Below are 19,190 nucleotides of genomic sequence, written 5' to 3' on the forward strand. Positions count from 1 at the left end.
ATGTGGCTGAGGTCGAGTTCCCTCCCACCCCCTTCTGGCCTGCCGGCAATCTCCCCCACAAGGGGGGAGATTGGAAGCTTCACCCTCGCCTCAATCCTTCGACTGTTGCGATTGGCGAAAGCGGAAGTGACATCCGATCTCCCCCCTGGAGGGGGAGATGGCCGGCAGGCCAGAGGGGGGTGGCGTGGAGCGAACACCATGCAGAAATCTAAGTCCTACTTGCTCATCACCGACAGCCATTCGTCGACCCAGGCCTTGCGGTTGGCGGCGACCTCTTCGGGGCTGAAAAGCAACGTCTTGGTCGGCTTGACGAGCTTCTCGAAAGCCGGATTGAGCGGCTTCTCGGTCTTGCCGGCAGGGAACATCCAGTTGGTCTCGGGAATGACATCCTGGAATTTCGGCCCGGTCATGAAAGTCAGGAACTGTTTCGCAAACGGGTTCTTCGCACCTGATTTGGTGATGCCGGCAACCTCGATCTGCAGATACGCGCCCTCGTCGAAGGGCGCTGCCTGATAGCGTTGGGTGTTTTCGGCGACCATATGATAGGCCGGCGACGTGGTATAGGACAGCACCATCGGCGCCTCACCCTTGGTGAACAGGCCGTAGGCCTCGCTCCAGCCCGGCGTCACGGTGAGCACCTTTGCCTTAAGCTTGGCCCAGGCTTCGGGCGCCTTGTCGCCATAAACCGACTTCACCCACAACAGTAGGCCGAGACCGGGCGTCGAGGTGCGCGGATCCTGAATGACGATCTTTTCATCGGCATTGCCCTCGACCAATTCCTTCAGGCTCTTCGGCGGCGTCTTCAGCTTTTCGGTGTCGTAGACGACGGCGAAATAACCATAGTCGAACGGCACGAAAATATCGTCGCTCCAGCCGCCCGGCACCTTGACGTCGATGACGGCACCATGCGGCGAAAACAGGCCGGTGGCCTTGGCTTCCGCCGTCAGATTGGTGTCGAGGCCGAGCACGATGTCGGCCTTGGTCGCGGCCCCTTCCAGCCTGACGCGGTTGAGCAGGGCGACGCCGTCGGCGACCGCGACGAATTCGAGAATACAGCCGCATTCGGCCTCGAACGCCTTCTTGACCGCCGGGCCTGGACCCCATTCGGCGGTGAAGCTCTCATAGGTATAGACGGTGAGTTTTTCCTGCGCGGATGCCGGCCCGGTGCCGGCGAGAACGGTCGCCGCGAGCAGCACTGCCGAAACAAGTGTGTATAAAAACGTGCGCATCGGCGCCTCCTTCGTTGGCGTTGAAGGGAATTGAGGCGTCGGGTTGTCCGAAACGTCTAATCCCTCCGCCGGTACAAACCGGATCAGGTTCAGCGGGTTGGCAGGTTGCCTCTCAGCCGGTCCGCGAAGATCGCGTCCAGCACCCCGTTAGAGCGCTTCGACACATAGGCCCGGCCCATCTGCGGCGCAAGCGGAAGTTTGCCGGGCATCCAGACCGCGGCCTTCCGTTTCGCAAGCAGGGCTGGTAAGGGCCACGCATATGAGCAAATTCACCATCCTGCTTGGCGGCGACCTTATCCGCACGCCGCTGCTCGACCGCCAGGTCGAAGGCACGCGTGTCATCGCCGCCGACGCCGGCATCAGCCATGCCCGGACTCTGCGCCTGACGCCGGAACTCTGGGTCGGCGACTTCGATTCGGTGCCGGCGGATTTGCCGGACGGGCTCGCCGCCGTGCCGCGCCAGGTGTTTCCGGCAGAAAAGGACAAGACCGACGGCGAACTGGCTATCGCCGCCGCGCTCGAACGCGGCGCGACCAGCCTCGTGCTCGCCGGCGCGTTCGGCGGCAAGCGCACCGACCACGCCTTCCTGCACCTGGCGCTCGGCGTCCGGCTGGCCGAGGCAGGGACAGAGGTGCTTTTGACCAGTGGCGCACAGGAAGGCGTGCCCTTGCTTCCCGGAAAGGCCGGCTTCGACTACGCCGACGGCACGCTGTTTTCGATTCTCGGCTTCTCCGACCTTGCCGGTCTGACCGTGACCGGCGCCAAATGGCCGTTGAACCATGTCGAGGTGGCGTTCGGCTCGTCGCTGACCATTTCCAACGAGGTCAAGGGCCGGCTCGAAGTCGCGCTGGGCAGCGGCCGCGCGCTGTTGCTCGCCCATCCATTCCCCCTACCTGAAAGCTGACATGGCGCCGCCGCTTCTCAATCTCGACGGGATAAAACTGACCTTCGGTGGCACGCCGCTGCTCGACGGGACGGAACTGACGGCGTCGGCGGGCGACAAGATCGCTCTGGTCGGCCGCAACGGCTCGGGCAAGTCGACGTTGCTGAAGATCGCTGCGGGATTGATCGAGCCGCAGGATGGCGAGGTGTTCCGCCAGCCTTCGGCAACAGTGCGCTACCTGCCGCAAATGCCCGACATGGATGATTTCGCCAGCGTCCGCGCCTATGTCGAGGCGGGGCTCGGACCCGCCGACGATCCCTACCGCGCCACCTATCTGATGGAGCATCTCGGCCTGTCCGGCGAGGAACGGCCGAACGATCTCTCCGGCGGCGAAGCCCGCCGTGCTGCCCTGGCCCGCGTCATGGCGCCGGAGCCCGACATTCTCCTCCTCGATGAGCCGACCAACCATCTCGACCTGTCGGTCATCGAATGGCTGGAGGAGGAGCTTGCCCGCACCTCTTCGGCGCTGATCGTCATCTCGCACGACCGCCGCTTCCTCGAGCGCGTGTCGCGCGCCACCGTCTGGCTCGATCGGGGCCAGACCCGCAGGCTGGACAAGGGCTTTGGCCATTTCGAGGAATGGCGCGACACCGTTCTGGAAGAAGAAGAGCGCGAGCAGCACAAGCTTGGCCGCCAGATCGTGCGCGAGGAGCACTGGCTGCGCTATGGCGTGACGGCAAGGCGCAAGCGCAACATGCGCCGGCTCGGCGAACTGCAGACCATGCGCCAGCGCTTTCGCGGCCATCGTGGCGCCGAGGGTGCGGCGACCATGGTGGCCAGCGACGCCGCCGAATCGGGCAAGCTGGTGATCGAGGCCAGGAACATCGAGAAGAGCTTTGGCGACCTCACCGTGGTCAGGGGTTTCTCGACCCGCATCCAGCGCGGTGACCGCGTTGGCCTGGTCGGCCCGAACGGCGTCGGCAAGACGACGCTGCTGAAGATGCTGACCGGCGAATTGAAGCCGGACTCAGGCACGGTGCGACTCGGCACCAATCTGGAGATCGCCACGCTCGACCAGAAACGCGAGGCGGTCAACCCGCAAGAGACGCTGGCGCAGTATCTCACCGACGGCCGCGGCGAGAACCTTGTCATCAACGGCGAGCAGCGCCACGTCGTCTCCTACATGAAGGACTTCCTGTTCAAGCCGGAACAGGCGCGCACGCCGGTGCGCGAGCTTTCGGGCGGCGAGCGGGCGCGGCTGCTGCTCGCCCGTGTGCTGGCGCGGCCGGCAAATCTTTTGGTGCTGGACGAGCCGACAAACGATCTCGACATGGAGACGCTGGAACTGCTGCAGGAACTGGTCGCCGGTTTTGCCGGCACCGTCATCCTGGTCAGCCACGACCGCGATTTCCTCGACCGCACGGTGACCAGCCTGATCGCGCCGGAAGGCGGCGGCCGCTGGATCGAATATGCCGGCGGCTATTCCGACATGCTGGCGCAGCGCGGCGGCACCAGGCTGGACGACCGCAAGGCACGGCCGAAGGCCGAGACGAGTGAAGTGGCGGCGGCAGCCCGGACCGAGGCAACGGCGCCGAAGGGCCCGGCGAAAAAACTGTCGTTCAAGCAGAAATTCGCGCTGGAATCGCTGCCCAAGAAGATCGACGCGGTGACCGCCTCGATATCACGGCTGGAGGATAATATCGCCGACCCGGCCTATTACGAGCGCGACCCGGCCTCATTCCAGAAGACCATCGCCGCGCTCGACAAGGAGCGCGCCACGCTGGCAGCGCTCGAGGAGGAATGGCTGGAACTTGAAATGCTGCGCGAGGAGATGGAGGGGTAGACGCTTCGCCGTTGCTCCACCACGACAATGCGCATACATTATGCGCATTCTGCGGAGGTTATCATGCGAAAGATAGCTATGAATGCGGTTCGTCAGCCGGCAAATCTGTCGATCGACTCGAAGCTCATGAAGGAAGCCAAGGGACTCGATGTGAATGTCTCGCGCGCCGCCGAAGCCGGTATCGCAGAGGCGGTGGCTGCCGAAAAAGCCCGACTATGGAAACTTGAGAATCGCGCCACAATAGAAGCGTGGAACGAATACGTCGAAAAGCACGGTATTCCGTTGGAAGAACATCGGCAGTTCTGATGGCACGCTATGATGTCTTCGCGGGTCGGGTCGAAGGCAGCTATTTGCTGGACGTCCAATCCGACCTGCTCGACGATTTTAAAACACGGGTGGTGATCCCGCTGCTTCCGACAACAATTACGCCGCCGCCGATGCGAAAGCTCCATCCCCTCGTCGAGATCAATGGGCGAAAATTGGTTGTGGCCACCCATCTGATCGCCACGGTTCCGGCAAAGGAATTGGGCGAAAGTCGACTGAATATCTCCAAGCATCACGACGACATCGTGGCCGCGCTCGACATGCTGTTCCAGGGCTTCTGAGCCGAAGGGAGGCTGGTGAGCGGGCCTCAGCCCGCCTCTTTTGTTTGCCAGGCCTTCAGCGCCTCGTCGAACACCTTCTCGCCGGGAATGCCCTTTTCCATGGTGAGCAGCGCCCGCCGTCCGGTCTTGTAGACGACCGGCACGTCGATCCATTTCTGGCCCCGCAGCAGGGTCAGATTGGCGTCTTCGTCCGGCTTTGTGTCGTTGAGAGCGACCAGGAAGAAGCCGTCGGCGATCTTGGCCGGGATGCCGATCAGTGGACTGCCGGCATCCTGTTCAGAGCCCTTCATGGCGACGCGCAGGATGTTGTCGACACCGCCGCCGTCGAAACCATCGGGCGTCAGGAAAATCATCTCGATGATGTGGCTGGCCGGCAGCGTCTGGTCGGTGTTGCGGCGGATGGTCATGCGCAACTGCACGTCCTTGCCCGGAATGCTCGCCTCGGCGCGGATTGCCGGCTCGGGCGGCAGGTTGCCGCCGGGCGATTCCTGCACCAGCGACCAGACGATGCTGCCGGGCTCGGCCGAGCCTTGCGCGGTGCTGGTGCGCTCCTCGTAGAAGATCGCCTTCTGGCCAACCGCCAGTGCGGTTTCGGCAGGCGCGGCTGTCGGTGCAGCACCCGGCGCGGCACCCGGGGCCGGCGCCGGGGGGGGGGGGGGGGGGGGGGGGGGGGGGGGGCGCGGCGCGGGGGGGGGGGGGGGGGGGGGGGGGGGGGGGGGGGGGGGGCGCGGCGGGGGGGCGGCCCGGGGGGGGGGGGCCCGCGCCCCCGGGCGGCGGGGGGGGGGGGGCGGGGGCCCGCCCCGGGCGCGCCCCCGGGGGCGGGCCCGCCCGGCGCGGCGGCGCTAGCGGCCGGCGCAGCCGGCGCCGGCGTGGCGGCATCGGCAGGCGGTGTTGCGGGGGCCGCGCCCGGTGCGGGCACATTCGTGGCTGGCGTGCCGGCAGGCGCTGCAGGCGCAGGTGCGGCCGGCGGCGGCGTGGTCAGTGCTGCGACGGATTCGCCCTCTCCAATGCCACTTTGTCCTGAAGCGGGGCCGGGATCGACCTCACCGCCCTCAGGTGTCAGCCGCTGGGTGAACTTTGTGCCCTCGGCATCGGCTGGAGCCGCTGCGGCCGGGGCCCTTGCCGCAGCATCGGCAGCCGGCCGCTCGGCCGGGCTCGGCTTCACCAGCGGTTCTACGGTTGCGACCGTCGTGCTGTTGAGACCCAGCATGTTGCTGAACGCGTCCTTGTTCAGCCAGATGCCGTAGCCGCCGCCCGCGATGACGAGCAAGGCGACGACAGCGGCGATCAGCCCGCCATAGCTGCGCCTGCGCTCGGCAGGATGCTGAAAAGTGTCCGGCGCCGGCTCCTCGTCGTTGGGGAAGACATCGTCTCTAAAGCTATCGCTGCCCTCGTACGCCGCTGGAAGATCCGCGTCCGAAGGCTCCGCATCGGTGCCCTCTGGAGGCGGTTTTTGCCAATTCAGCGAGGTTTTGGCGGCAGGTGCCGGCTGCCATTCCGGCTCGGTCTTGGCCGGCTGCCATGCCGGCTCGGCCGGCTGTCGGACATGGCTGGGTTGGTTCTTGTTGCGGTCAATGGAGGAGAAGATGTCCTCCAACTCCGACAGCGGATCGGATACCGGCGCAGGCTTGGCGTAGCCCCGCTCGACGATGGCGATGGCATCTTCCAGGGTGCGCTTGTGCTGGGCAACGACCGACGGCGCCAGCGGCGGTATGTTCTTCGCCAGCTTGTCCGCGATTGTCGAACGGGCTTTGTCGTAGACCCTGGCGCGTATCTCCGGCGTCGGATTGCCAAGGCCGTCGAGCGTCTTTTTCAGAGCACCAACAAAATCTGCCATGCTTCAGTCGACCTGCATTTCGTTTCTGGGCCGGCCCCCGCAAATCGGCCGCGATGCCCGGAACAGCTTGGAATCTAGTCTTGAAACGGATCGGTCACAAGTATTGTGTCGTCCCGTTCAGGGCTGGTGGAAAGGAGTGCGACCGGCGCGCCGATCAGTTCCTCGATGTGACGGACATATTTGACTGCCTGGGCCGGCAGATCGTTCCAGCTTCTGGCGCCGGCGCTGGTGCCTTTCCAGCCCTCCAGCGTCTCGTAGATCGGTTCGACGCGCGCCTGCGCACCCTGGCTGGCCGGCAGATAATCGATCGCCTCGCCATCAAGGCGGTAGCCGGTGCAGACCTTGATCTCGTCCAGCCCGTCGAGCACGTCGAGCTTGGTCAGGGCGATGCCCTTGATGCCGTTTACGGCGACGGCTTGGCGAACCAGCACGGCATCGAACCAGCCGCAGCGGCGCTTGCGGCCGGTGACGACGCCGAACTCGTGGCCGCGCGTGCCCAGGAACTCGCCGATCTCGTTCTTCTGTTCGGTCGGGAACGGACCTTCGCCGACACGCGTCGTATAGGCCTTGGTGATACCGAGCACATAACCGATGGCACCCGGGCCGACGCCGGATCCGGCGGCCGCTTGACCGGCTACCGTGTTGGACGAGGTGACGAACGGATAGGTGCCGTGGTCGATGTCGAGCAGCGTGCCCTGCGCGCCCTCGAACAGGATGCGTTCGCCGGCGCGGCGTTTGTCGTCGAGGATCTTCCAGACGCGGTCCATATAGGGCAGGATCTCGTCGGCGACCGAAATCAGCTCACTCATGATCGCCTCATGCGTGACTTCGGCGTGGCCGAGCCCGCGGCGCAGCGCATTATGATGCGTCAGCAGCCTGTCGACCTTCAAGGGCAGCGTTTCCAAATCCGCCAAATCCATCACCCTGACCGCGCGCCGGCCCACCTTATCCTCATAAGCGGGGCCGATGCCGCGACGGGTCGTGCCGATTTTCGTTCCCGAATTGGAGGCGGCGTCTTCGCGGAATCCGTCCAGCTCCCGGTGCAAGGACAGGATAAGCGCGGTGTTTTCGGCTATTTTCAGGCGCTCCGGCGTCACCTCGACGCCTTGCGCCTTCAATTTCGTCACCTCGGCTACGAAGGCATGCGGATCGAAGACGACGCCATTGCCGATGATGGACAGCTTGCCTTGCCGCACCACGCCGGACGGCAGCAGCGACAGCTTGTAGACCTTGCCGTCGATGACCAGCGTATGGCCGGCATTGTGGCCGCCCTGGAAGCGCACGACGACGTCGGCGCGTTCCGACAGCCAGTCAACGATCTTGCCTTTGCCCTCGTCGCCCCATTGCGAGCCGACGACCACCACATTGGCCATGTTTCTTTTCCCTTGAGGCGCCGCTCCGAGCGGCTTGAATGGTTCGAAACGACAGGCTTCTATCGCATCGGCCAGAAAATCGGAATCGATTTTCGGAAAGCACGACGCGAACGTTCAAAGCCTTGAGACTCGTACTTTTGCGCGTCCAGGTGGACGTACGTCGTTCTATAACGTCAACACCCGGCGAGCGCGACCATTCTTTGCCGCCGAAAGCGCCCTCAGGCACAACAATTTTCGCCTTTGACATCATTTACTTGGGCGAACCACCACAATAGGTCGGCAATGACCCTGCCCACCCCGGCTGGAATTTCGCGATGCATCGAACCGCCTATCTGTTCCTGCTGTCCACCACCTTGCTGTGGGGCGGCAACTCCGTGGCCGGCAAACTGGCAGTCGACCATATTTCGCCGATGACGCTGGTCTTCCTGCGCTGGGTTCTGGCCGTTCTGATCTTGCTGCCGATCGGCTGGAGAACGCTGCGCGAGGACTGGCCGGTGGTGCGCAGGCATTGGTTGCTGCTTGGCGGGCTCGGCGCTTGCGGCTTCACCTTTTTCAACGCGATCTTCTACACGGCGCTCAACTACACGACGGCGATCAACGTCTCGATCGAGCAGGCGGCAATCCCGGTCGTCATCATCCTCGCCAATTTCGTGCTGTTTCGCCTGCGTGTGAACCGGGTGCAGATCGCCGGCGTCGCGCTGACGATCATCGGCGTCGCCCTGACCGCCAGCCACGGCGATCTGCGCCAGCTCCTCAAGCTGGATCTTAACTTCGGTGACGCCATCATGCTGATCGCGGTGCTTTGCTACAGCTTCTACTCGGTCGGGTTGCGGCTGAAGCCGGCCATACGCTGGCAAAGCCTGATGCTGGCGCTGTCGATTGCCGCACTCGTCACCTCGCTACCTTTCTTGCTGTGGGAGGTGGCTGCCGGCAAGGTCATCGTCCCCGATGCGCGCGGCTGGGCGATAGCGTTCTACACTGCGATCGGCGCTTCGGTCGTCTCGCAGATTTTTTATATCAGGGGCAACGAACTGATCGGCGCCAACCGGGCCGGCCTGTTCATCAACCTGGTGCCGATCTTCGGCACGCTGCTGTCGGTGCTGATCGTCGGTGAGACATTCCAGCTCTATCAGGGCGTCGCCCTCGTGCTGGTGCTCGGCGGCATCAGCCTGGCCGAATACAGCGGACGGAAAATGGCGATTTGACAGCCGGAAACCTGTGACGGGCCGTGAAAGAACTCTGTCGATATTTCGACGCCATTGTCGAAACGCCCCGTGGGCTTACAAAGCCCGCGGGGCGCCTCGCGCATGATTCAGGCGACGCCGACGTCGAAATGCAGCCGCTTGGCGGAGTCGATCGACTTGTGCGCCCGCACCTGTTCCAGCACCTTCTCCGGGAACGGCGCATCGAGATAGAGCAGCGCGATGGCATCGCCGCCAGGCCGGTTGCGGCCGAGCTGGAAGTTGGCGATGTTGACGCCGTTCTCGCCACAGACCGTGCCGAGCAGGCCGATGATGCCGGGCGCATCGGCATTGGTCGTGTACAGCATGTGCTGACCGACCTCGGCGTCGAGGTTGATGCCCTTGATCTGGATGAAGCGCGGCTTGCCGTCCGAAAAGCAGGTGCCGGCGATCGCACGCGTCTTGTGCTCGGTCTTGACCGTCAGCTTGATATAGCCGTCGAACACGCCCGATTTGTCGCGCTTGACCTCGGCGACGATGATGCCGCGCTCCTTGACCATGATCGGTGCCGAAACCATGTTGACGTCGGAGACCTGCGGCCGGATCAGCCCGGCAAGTGTGGCGCTGATCAGCGCGCGCGTGTTCATCGTCGCGGTCGAGCCGTCGAACAGGATCTCGACCTCCTTGATCGGATCCTCGGTGACCTGGCCGACAAAGGCGCCGAGCACTTCGGCCAGCTTGACGAAGGGTTTTAGGCGCGGCGCTTCCTCGGCGGTGATCGACGGCATGTTGATGGCGTTGGAAACGGCGCCCTTGATCAGGTAGTCGGCCATCTGCTCGGCGACCTGCAGAGCGACGTTCTCCTGCGCCTCCATCGTCGATGCGCCGAGATGCGGCGTCGCCACCACATTCTCCATGCCGAACAGCTCGCTTTTCTCCGCCGGCTCGACCTCGAACACGTCGATGCCGGCGCCTGCCACCTTGCCGCTTTTCAACGCCGCGATCAGGTCGGCCTCGACGATCAGCCCGCCACGGGCGCAGTTTATGATGCGCACGCCGGTCTTCATTTTGGCGATCGCCGAAGCGTCGATGATGTTGCGCGTCTTGTCGGTCAAGGGCGTGTGCAGGGTGATGAAATCGGCGCGGGCGAACAGCTCGTCGAGTTCCACCTTCTCGACGCCGAGCTCCTCGGCGCGACTGTCCGACAGGAACGGATCGAAGGCGATGACGTGCATCTTCAGGCCAACGCCGCGCGTAGCGACGATCGAGCCGATATTGCCGCAGCCGATGATGCCCAGCGTCTTGCCGGTGATCTCGGTGCCCATGAAGCGGTTCTTTTCCCACTTGCCGGCATGGGTCGAGGCATTGGCTTCCGGTATCTGGCGGGCCAGCGCGAAGATCATGGCGACGGCATGCTCGGCGGTGGTGATCGAATTGCCGAAGGGCGTGTTCATCACGATGATGCCCTTGCGGCTCGCCGCCGGGATGTCGACATTGTCGACGCCGATGCCGGCGCGGCCGACCACCTTGAGCCTTGTGGCGGCGTCGATCAGCTTTTCGGTGACTTTGGTCGCCGAACGGATGGCGAGGCCGTCATACTGGCCGATCACTTCGAGCAGCTTTTCCTTGTCCTTGCCGAGATCGGGCAGGTAGTCGACCTCGATGCCGCGATCCCTGAAGATCTGCACGGCGGTGGTGGAGAGTTTGTCTGAGACGAGAACGCGGGGCATGGGCTTCATCCTTTGCGATTGGCACCCCTCCCCCTTGAGGGGAGGGTCGGGGCGCGCCGCCCGGGGGGGGGGGGGCCGCCGGCCGCCGCCCCAGGTCGGGGGGGGCGTGTTTGGGCGACCCCAGACCGCGGGGCTGGGTCATATACCTTGGCGTTGGGCCCCCCCCCCCCTTTCGGGGTGGGTCGGCGCGAAGCGCCGGGGTGGGTCGTTGCGGCCGGACGCGGCCAAAATCTTTTCTTCTGGAAGGCGGACCGTTGAGTTGGGTGGAGGCGACCCCACCCGGCCCTTCGGGCCACCCTCCCCTCGAAGGGGAGGGATCAGGCGGCCGCCTTGAGCGACGCCTTTTGCGCGGCAAAGGCCCAGTCGAGCCACGGCAGCAGCGCTTCGAGGTCGGAAGTCTCGACGGTCGCGCCGCACCAGATGCGCAGGCCCGGCGGCGCATCGCGATAGGCGCCGATATCGTAGGCGACGCCTTCCTTGTCGAGCGCCGAGACGATGCCCTTGGCGAACGCCGCTTGTCCGTCGGCATCGAGCGCGGCGACGTCCGGGTCGGTGAAGGAAAGACAGACGGACGTGTTCGATCGCGTCGCCGGGTCGGTGGCCAGATGGCCGAGCCATGCGGATCTACCGACGAAACCGTCGATAATGGCGGCGTTGGCGTCGGCGCGGGCAATCAATGCGTCGAGACCGCCGATCGACTTCGCCCAACGCAGCGCGTCGAGATAATCCTCGACGCACAGCATCGACGGCGTGTTGATGGTTTCGCCCTTAAAAATGCCTTCGATGAGCTTGCCGCCCGAGGTGAGGCGAAAGATTTTCGGCAGCGGCCAGGCAGGCTTGTAGCTTTCCAGCCGCTCGACGGCGCGTGGGCTGAGGATCAGCATGCCATGCGCACCTTCGCCGCCCAGCACCTTCTGCCAGGAGAAGGTGACGACGTCGAGCTTGCCAAAATCGAGCTCTTGCGCAAAGGCCGCCGACGTGGCGTCGCAGATGGTCAGGCCCTTGCGGGCGGCCGGGATGAAATCGCCGTTCGGCACGCGCACGCCTGAGGTCGTGCCGTTCCAGGTGAAGACCACGTCGCGGTCGAAGTCGATTTTTGTCAGATCCGGCAACGCACCGTAGCCGGCTTCGATCCTGCGCACGTCGGCGAGCTTCAGCTGCTTGACCACATCGGTGACCCAGCCGGAACCGAAACTCTCCCAGGCGACCATGTCGACGCCGCGTTCGCCGAGCAGCGACCACAGCGCCATCTCGACCGCGCCGGTGTCCGACGCCGGCACGATGCCGATGCGATAATCCGCCGGAATTTGGAGAATTTCCCGCGTCAGCTCGATCGCCTGTTCGAGCTTGGTCTTGCCGATCTTGGCGCGGTGCGAGCGTCCGAGCGCGGCATTGGCCAGCGCCTCGACTGACCAGCCGGGGCGTTTTGCACAGGGACCTGAGGAAAAATTGGGATTTGCCGGGCGCAGTCCGGGCTTCGTATGGATCGTCATCGTGGTCTATCCTTCCAGATAGTGGCCCCTCGTTGGGGAGGGGTGGCCCACAGACGGCGATATGCGTTCAGGCTTCCGGCGTCAAGAGGAAAGTTTTTGTCGCTGACGGGATACTGGTCGCGTCCCACCGAAAAAGAGAACGACGGACCGAAGTCCGCCGCTGGCATTCCCGAGGCTTTCGCCGTGCCTACCAGAGATCGTAGCGCAGCCCGACCTTGATCTGATGTGAGTCGATCCCTTTGCGGATTGGAGAGTCATCCAAGTCAGCCAGGGTGGCATATTCGGCATCCGGCGACGACAGGTACTGGTAGCCCAAGTCAACGAAGACGTTCTTGGACACTTGGTACGCAACACCGGCATTTAGCGAATAAGCAAAGGAATACTGGGTTTTGTTGTCACGCAGGGCGAAGTTGTCTGCCGGGGTGTCAGCGTCGGCATAGCTCGCCGAAAAGCTGCGTTTGCTTCGAAAAAGGCCGACACCTGCGCCGACATAGGGCGTGAAGCCGACATAGGTTCCCAGGTCGACATAGCCGTTCACCATACCTGTCATGGCGGAATTTTTCACATTCGCGGAAGCAGCAACGGTTCCATCGTTGTATCTGACGTTAATCTTGTTGCCGGGCAGATAGCCGAGATTCACTTCGGCTCGAAGGTAGTCGTTTAGATGATATCCGAAGCCGATACTGGCAAAAACCGGATCCTCGCTTTCCTTATAACTGAAACCTGGAGGGGTGAAAGCGAAGTCCACATTCCTGTAGCTCTCTTCCGGCAGATAAGCGACATCGCCGCGCAGATACCATCCCGAACCGACTTCGACCGGCACATAGTCCGGCGCCTGGTCGACATAGATCGGCGGATCGTAGTCGGCGCCAAGCGCCTGCGACAACGGCGTCAGGGCGATTGCTGCAAGCGCCAGTGCTATGCGCGATTTGACTGTCATGATCCCCGGCTCCCGAAGGTGGCGCCATTCGCGATCGCGAGCGCCGTTTCAGGGCATTGTTAACCATAGTGGTTAAGTGGCGGTTAAGGATAACAAGGCGTTAGCGAATTGATTTTGATGCGCGTTGCCGCCACAACGAAAAAAACCGCCCGGCTTCTGCCGGGCGGTCCGCAACCTGCTCTCGAAGCGATTACTTGGTGTAAACCGGTTCGGGTTCGTAGGCGATCGGCTCCGGCTGCGCGCAGTCCGAGTTGCCGAACTGGTAGCGCAGGCCACCGCGCACTTCGTGCACATTGATGCCCTTGTCACGGCCAGGACCGACATTGCTGGCGAAGTCGAACATCTTGCCGCCCTCGATATGGCTGAAGCGGTAACCGAGATCGAGCTTGACGCGCTCGGTCAGGCAGTAGGAGGCGCCCGCCATGGCCGCATAGGCAAAGCGCCAGCCCTTGCCGCCGCTATGCTCAAACGTATCGTCGTCAATGGTGTTGTGCAGCTTATCCCACTTGACCCAGGCGCCGCCGATACCGGCGCCGACATAAGGCGTGATGCCGTGCCAGGTGCCGATATCGACATAGGCATTGGCCAGCAGCAGCAGCGCCGTATAAGACGACCTGTCGGTCGAAGTGCAGGGATTGATGCCGCAGAAGCCGCTGGTCGAGCCGCGGAAATCGGATTTGCTCATCCAGTCCGCGGTCAGGTCGGTGCGGAAGTGCCGGTTGATCTGGTAACCGACGCCGGCGCCGGCCGAGAAGGCGCCGTCCAGCTTGCCGCTGTCAAAGCTGCCGGTGCCGGGTGGGTCGCCGTAGGTGATGTAGTCGGCGCCGCGGAACTTCGACCAGTGGTAGTCGATGTCGCCGCGAATGTACCAGCCGCCATATTCGACCGGCTGCTCGTAGACGGGCGGCGGCGGGGCCGGCTCGACCACGGGCGGCTCGACGAAGTCGGCGGCGAACACTGGTCCGGCCACGCCCGCGAGCAGCGCGGCAAAGACGGCCATACTTGCTGTATTGAACATACTTGTCACCCCTGAGAACCCTCGGCACAGCGAACGCGTCCGAATCTGATTGGCTTCAGTCGTGGATAATGAATTGGAAAAGTTAAAAGCCGTTTAACCCTATCGCTTAACCATGAATCTCTAAATCTTTTAGGATTCTCGCGTTTTCCGCCAATGATTTGGCGTGCGGACACACGAAAAAAGCCCGCCGGAGGGCGGGCTTTTCAACCTGGCAAAAACTGGGGGATCAGGCGGCGCTGCGGGTTTCCGAAATGACCTCGACGATGTCGTTGACGACGGCCTCGACCAGTTGCTGATCGTCGCCTTCCGCCATGACGCGGATGAGCGGTTCCGTGCCGGACGGCCGGATGACCAGGCGGCCAGCCTGGCCCAGGCGGTGGCGTCCATCTTCGATCGCCGCCTTGACCAAAGCTTCCTCGAGCGGCTTGCCGCCGGAAATATGAACGTTCTTCAGCAATTGCGGCACCGGCGCGAACTTCTTCGACAATTCGCTGACCGGTCGGTTCTGCCGCTTGATGCAGGCGAGCACCTGAAGCGCCGAGACGAGGCCGTCGCCGGTGGTGGAAAAATCGGACAGCACGATGTGGCCCGACTGTTCGCCGCCGACGTTCAGGCCGTGCGCACGCATGTGCTCGACGACATAGCGGTCGCCGACCTTGGTGCGGTGCAACTGCAGGTTCATGTCGCCGAGGAAGCGTTCGAGGCCGAGATTGGACATCACCGTCGAGACGACGCCACCGCCGGCCAGCCGTCCGCTCTGATGCCAGGACTCGGCAATCAGCGCCATGATCTGGTCGCCATCGACGATCGCGCCGTTCTCGTCGACGATGACGACGCGGTCGGCGTCGCCGTCGAGCGCGATGCCGATATCGGCGCGCACTTCATGCACCTTCTTCTGCAGGCCGGCCGGATGGGTCGAGCCACACTCCTTGTTGATGTTGAAGCCGTTGGGCTCGACATTGATGGCGACAACTTCGGCGCCGAGTTCCCACAGCGCCTCGGGCGCCACCTTGTAGGCGGCGCCGTTGGCGCAATCGACAACGATGCGGAGGCCCGACAGCGACATCGACCGCGGCAGCGTGCGCTTGGCAAATTCGATATAGCGGTCATGAACGCCGTCGACGCGCTTGGCGCGGCCGAGCCCGTCCGAGTCTGCGAGCGCCAGTTCGATATCCTTGTCGAGCATGCCCTCGATGCGCTCCTCGATCTCGTCGGAAAGCTTGTAGCCATCGGGACCGAACAGCTTGATGCCGTTGTCGTAGTAAGGATTGTGCGAGGCCGAGATCATCACGCCGATGTCGGCGCGCAATGAGCGCACCAGCATGGCGACCGCGGGCGTCGGAATCGGGCCGAGCAGGAACACGTCCATGCCGGCGGCGCACAGGCCCGACACCATCGCATTCTCGATCATGTAGCCGGAAAGTCTGGTGTCCTTGCCGAGCACGACGCGGTGACGATGGTTGCCGCGCTGGAACGAAAGGCCGGCGGCCATGCCGACCCTCATGGCGATCTCCGCCGTCATTGGAAATCTATTGGCGCGCCCGCGAATGCCGTCCGTTCCGAAATAACTTCCTGCCATGCTAGTCAGCTTCCCGATGGTTCATTGCCGGCACGTCATGCCACACATTGGCCCGAGCCCTATCATCACAATTCATGATTATAGGGCACCATTCCTTAGAAAACTGTTGTCTTGTGTGTTTTGTGCCACGTCAGTGCTTTGATTTTGCCTGCCCTGGTTGCGCCAGCAGCGTTCAGAACCTTCAGACCGCATCTGGATTCTTTCATGTGCCAATCAGCGGCATCGAAGTCGGAACCCGCCGCGTTATTCTGGACTTGGCATTCAGGTCCGCCGCACTGGCCGACCCGCTCGGCCCGTCATGCGAGGCAGTTCCCGGAGAGTGGTACGCTCTATACAAGTTTTCCGTGCATATGCGCCCAGGAAATTGCCTAGGGGCAGGAGCTGGCAACGAGTTCATCCAAAATAATGCACTTTCCGAAGGGTTCTACGCCATTTGGCCTCTGGCGCAACCATTCGTTGAGTGCTATTGCTTGCTTGGTACATAACGTGAACATCAGAGGGAGAAGACACATGCTTATCCATCGACTTGCAACTTTGACGGGTCTTGCCGTCGTGACTTTATTCCTGGCAGCGCCCGCCAATGCGCTGACCATGGCTGAATGCAGCACCAAGTATAACGCGGCAAAGGACGCCGGAACACTTGGCGGGCAGAACTGGAACCAGTTCCGCAAGGCAGAATGCGGCACCGTCGCCGCCGCAACCGACGCCACGCCAGCCAAGGCGAACAGCACCAACGCTGCAACGCCCGATGCGGCCGCCGCAGCGACGACCAAGGCAGCGGCAACTGCCAACGCAGGCAGCGGCCTCAGCAGGGCGGAGTGCGGCGCCAAATATCGGGCGGCCAAGGCCGGCAACACGCTGAACGGCATGAAGTGGAACGACTTCCGCATGAGCCAGTGCGGTGCCAGTGCCTTCGACGACGACACCAAGCCGGCAGCCGATCAGGCAAGCCTCACCAGCCAGCCGAAAAAGCCGACCGTGACCGCTCCCCAGGGAGTGACGTTTCCGAAGGCGATCTCGGACAAATATAGCAGCGAAACTCCGGCCAAGGCCCGCATGTACACCTGCCGCGACCAGTACCAAGCCAACAAGGGGGCCGGGACGCTGGGCGGCCTCAAGTGGATCCAGACCGGTGGCGGCTTCTACAGTCTTTGCAATGCCGCGCTGAAGAGCTGATCGACATTAACATTCGAATATAGCAAGGCTCGCGAAGGTTCGCGGGCCTTTTGCTGCTGGCGGTGGCAGGCAGGGCCAGGATATGCCGTATCTGCGCTGCAAGCGAGGCGCTGTCGGCGCCGCTGCCAATCTCCCCCCTTGCGGGGAGATCAGCCCTCATCACGGCATCCGCAAACCTTCAACGTCTATTTCCCATGTGGAGAAGTCCCCGGCACTGGGTGAAGTGATTGAGTTTTTCAGGCCGCGATCGGCTGTCGGCACCTCCTGAACAAAAACGCCGCGTCCAAGCCGCGGCGTTTTCGAAATCAATCTCCTGAGCCGGACCCTAGCTTGACGGCTGAGGCTCCATGCCGCCTTCGGGCTCCGGGCCCTTCTTGCGGCGGCTGCCGGACTTCGGCACGGCCGAGCCCCGGCTCGGCGGCGTGTCGTCGCCGAGATCGCGTGCCGGCTTGTGGCCGGCGATCAGCTGCTTGATCTCGTCGCCGGACAGCGTCTCATATTCCAAAAGCCCCTGCGCCAGCGCAATCCATTCCTTCTTCTTCTTGGTCAGGATGGATTTGGCCGTCGAATAGGCCTCGTCGATCAGCCGGCGCACTTCGGCGTCGATGATCTGCGCCGTCTCTTCCGAGACGTTCTGCGTGCGCGCCACCGAATGGCCGAGGAACACTTCCTCCTGGTTGTCGCCATAGGCGACGTGGCCAAGCTTGTCGGAAAAACCCCAGCGTGTGACCATGGCGCGCGCCAGCTTGGTTGCCTGCTCGATGTCCGAGGAGGCACCCGAGGTGATGTTCTCCTTGCCGAACTTGAACTCCTCGGCGACGCGGCCACCCATCATGATGGCAAGGCGCGAGATCATGTATTTGTAGCTCATCGAATAGCGGTCGCCTTCCGGCAACTGCATGACCATGCCAAGCGCCCGGCCGCGCGGGATGATGGTCGCCTTGTGCAGCGGATCGGCCGACGGCACGTTCAGCGCCAGGATGGCGTGGCCGGCCTCGTGATAGGCGGTGAGTTCCTTCTCGGCCTGGGTCATCGCCGACGAGCGGCGCTCGGCGCCCATCATGATCTTGTCCTTGGCGTCCTCGAACTCGGCCATGGTGACAAGGCGCTTGTTGCGCCGCGCCGCCATCAGGGCGGATTCGTTGACGAGGTTCATCAGGTCGGCGCCGGAAAACCCCGGCGTCCCGCGCGCGATCACCTTGAGGTCGACATTGGGGGCCAGCGGCACGTTGCGCACATGCACCTTCAGGATCTTCTCGCGGCCGACGATGTCGGGGTTCGGCACCACCACCTGGCGGTCGAAACGGCCGGGCCTGAGCAGCGCCGGATCGAGCACGTCCGGCCGGTTGGTGGCAGCGATCAGGATGATGCTTTCGTTGGATTCGAAGCCGTCCATTTCGACCAGCAACTGGTTCAGCGTCTGCTCGCGCTCGTCGTTGCCGCCGCCGAGGCCGGCGCCGCGATGGCGGCCGACCGCGTCGATTTCGTCGATGAAGATGATGCAGGGCGCATTCTTCTTGGCCTGGTCGAACATGTCGCGGACGCGGCTAGCGCCAACGCCGACGAACATCTCGACAAAGTCCGAGCCGGAAATGGTGAAGAACGGCACGTTGGCCTCACCGGCGACCGAACGGGCAAGCAGCGTCTTGCCGGTCCCGGGAGGGCCGACGAGCAGCACGCCGCGCGGAATCTTGCCGCCAAGCCGCTGGAACTTCTGCGGATCACGCAGGAATTCGACGATCTCTTCCAAATCCTGCTTGGCTTCGTCGACGCCGGCGACATCCTGGAAGGTGACGCGGCCGTGCGCTTCAGTCAAAAGCTTGGCCTTGGACTTGCCGAAGCCCATGGCGCGGCCGGAGCCGGACTGCATCTGGCGCATGAAGAATATCCAGACGCCAAGGATGAGGATCATCGGCAGCCAGGAGATGAGATAGCTGAACAGCGAATTGGAACCGTCGGATTCGGGGCGCGCGTTGATGGTGACGTTCTTGTCCTGGAGTCTCGAAACCAGCGACGGATCACCCGGCGAATAGGTCTGGAAGCCGGTAGAGGTGTCGGTATAAGTGCCCGAGATGCGGGCGCCCGCGATGGTCACCGTCTTGACCCGGCCGGCCGCGACGTCCTGCAGGAACTGCGAATAGGGGACGTCACTCGCTGCTCCGCGCGTCTGCGGCGTCTGGAACAGATTGAAGAGAGCGATGAGCAGGACCGCTATGATCGCCCAGAGCGCGAGATTGCGATAATTCGGATTCATCAATTGTCCCGTTGGTGTCCGCCAGCGGACACGCGTCGTGAGAGGAAAC

Annotated in this window: 14 protein-coding genes, 1 pseudogene and 1 riboswitch; of the genes and pseudogenes, 6 read left to right on the plus strand and 9 right to left on the minus strand. The window is 63.3% G+C overall.

Annotation, left to right across the window (positions count from 1 at the left end):
• Positions 1–215: 215 nt before the first annotated feature.
• Positions 216–1,229, minus strand: coding sequence for a thiamine ABC transporter substrate binding subunit (thiB, locus tag AC0L2V_RS22365; RefSeq protein WP_473521199.1), 1,014 nt, complete (start codon positions 1,227–1,229; stop codon positions 216–218).
• 43 nt (positions 1,230–1,272) lie between these two features.
• Positions 1,273–1,386: riboswitch (TPP riboswitch) on the minus strand.
• 102 nt (positions 1,387–1,488) lie between these two features.
• Here thiB and AC0L2V_RS22370 point away from each other — a divergent pair.
• From AC0L2V_RS22370 to AC0L2V_RS22385, 4 genes are all read left to right on the plus strand, one after another.
• Positions 1,489–2,133 carry a thiamine diphosphokinase gene (locus AC0L2V_RS22370; protein WP_473521200.1) on the plus strand — a complete coding sequence of 215 codons (645 nt, stop codon included), beginning with the start codon at positions 1,489–1,491 and terminating at the stop codon, positions 2,131–2,133.
• A gap of 1 nt (position 2,134) precedes the next feature.
• A complete protein-coding gene (locus AC0L2V_RS22375; RefSeq protein ID WP_473521201.1) occupies positions 2,135–3,955 on the plus strand; it encodes an ABC-F family ATP-binding cassette domain-containing protein in 1,821 nt (606 codons plus the stop codon).
• Positions 3,956–4,018: 63 nt separating this feature from the next.
• Positions 4,019–4,261 carry a type II toxin-antitoxin system CcdA family antitoxin gene (locus tag AC0L2V_RS22380; RefSeq protein WP_091593381.1) on the plus strand — a complete coding sequence of 81 codons (243 nt, stop codon included), beginning with the start codon at positions 4,019–4,021 and terminating at the stop codon, positions 4,259–4,261.
• Positions 4,261–4,560, plus strand: a complete 300-nt coding sequence (locus AC0L2V_RS22385) for a CcdB family protein (protein WP_473521202.1) — start codon at positions 4,261–4,263, stop codon at positions 4,558–4,560. The genes AC0L2V_RS22380 and AC0L2V_RS22385 overlap by 1 nt, the downstream gene beginning before the upstream one ends.
• Before the next feature lie 26 nt (positions 4,561–4,586).
• Here AC0L2V_RS22385 and AC0L2V_RS22390 read toward each other — a convergent pair.
• Positions 4,587–6,397, minus strand: a pseudogene (locus AC0L2V_RS22390) (hypothetical protein).
• Between the two features lie 74 nt (positions 6,398–6,471).
• A complete protein-coding gene (locus AC0L2V_RS22395) occupies positions 6,472–7,770 on the minus strand; it encodes an adenylosuccinate synthase (RefSeq protein ID WP_473521203.1) in 1,299 nt (432 codons plus the stop codon).
• A 314-nt stretch (positions 7,771–8,084) separates the two neighbouring features.
• On the opposite strand from AC0L2V_RS22395, the gene AC0L2V_RS22400 reads away from it, so the two are divergent.
• On the plus strand, positions 8,085–8,975 hold the full coding sequence (locus tag AC0L2V_RS22400) for a DMT family transporter (RefSeq protein ID WP_473492223.1): 891 nt from the start codon (positions 8,085–8,087) through the stop codon (positions 8,973–8,975).
• 107 nt (positions 8,976–9,082) lie between these two features.
• Here AC0L2V_RS22400 and serA read toward each other — a convergent pair whose 3' ends face one another.
• The 5 genes from serA to glmM all read right to left on the minus strand — a co-directional run bounded on the left by serA (position 9,083) and on the right by glmM (position 15,711).
• Positions 9,083–10,681, minus strand: a complete 1,599-nt coding sequence (serA, locus tag AC0L2V_RS22405; protein ID WP_031255292.1) for a phosphoglycerate dehydrogenase — start codon at positions 10,679–10,681, stop codon at positions 9,083–9,085.
• A gap of 317 nt (positions 10,682–10,998) precedes the next feature.
• The gene (locus tag AC0L2V_RS22410; protein ID WP_473512260.1) at positions 10,999–12,174 is read right to left on the minus strand and encodes a phosphoserine transaminase; all 1,176 of its coding nucleotides are present in this window, start codon (positions 12,172–12,174) and stop codon (positions 10,999–11,001) included.
• A 187-nt stretch (positions 12,175–12,361) separates the two neighbouring features.
• A complete protein-coding gene (locus tag AC0L2V_RS22415) occupies positions 12,362–13,114 on the minus strand; it encodes an outer membrane protein (RefSeq protein WP_473512261.1) in 753 nt (250 codons plus the stop codon).
• Between the two features lie 190 nt (positions 13,115–13,304).
• The gene (locus tag AC0L2V_RS22420) at positions 13,305–14,132 is read right to left on the minus strand and encodes an outer membrane protein (protein ID WP_473512262.1); all 828 of its coding nucleotides are present in this window, start codon (positions 14,130–14,132) and stop codon (positions 13,305–13,307) included.
• 226 nt (positions 14,133–14,358) lie between these two features.
• On the minus strand, positions 14,359–15,711 hold the full coding sequence (gene glmM / locus AC0L2V_RS22425; protein ID WP_091593398.1) for a phosphoglucosamine mutase: 1,353 nt from the start codon (positions 15,709–15,711) through the stop codon (positions 14,359–14,361).
• A gap of 510 nt (positions 15,712–16,221) precedes the next feature.
• Between glmM and AC0L2V_RS22430 the strand changes: the two genes are divergently transcribed.
• Positions 16,222–16,887 carry a hypothetical protein gene (locus tag AC0L2V_RS22430; protein ID WP_473512263.1) on the plus strand — a complete coding sequence of 222 codons (666 nt, stop codon included), beginning with the start codon at positions 16,222–16,224 and terminating at the stop codon, positions 16,885–16,887.
• Positions 16,888–17,212: 325 nt separating this feature from the next.
• Here AC0L2V_RS22430 and ftsH read toward each other — a convergent pair whose 3' ends face one another.
• Entirely contained in the window at positions 17,213–19,141 is a 1,929-nt protein-coding gene (gene ftsH, locus AC0L2V_RS22435; protein WP_023799979.1) for an ATP-dependent zinc metalloprotease FtsH, read from the minus strand.
• Between the last annotated feature and the right edge of the window lie 49 nt (positions 19,142–19,190).

It is taken from the genome of Mesorhizobium sp. WSM4814, assembly GCF_055811595.1.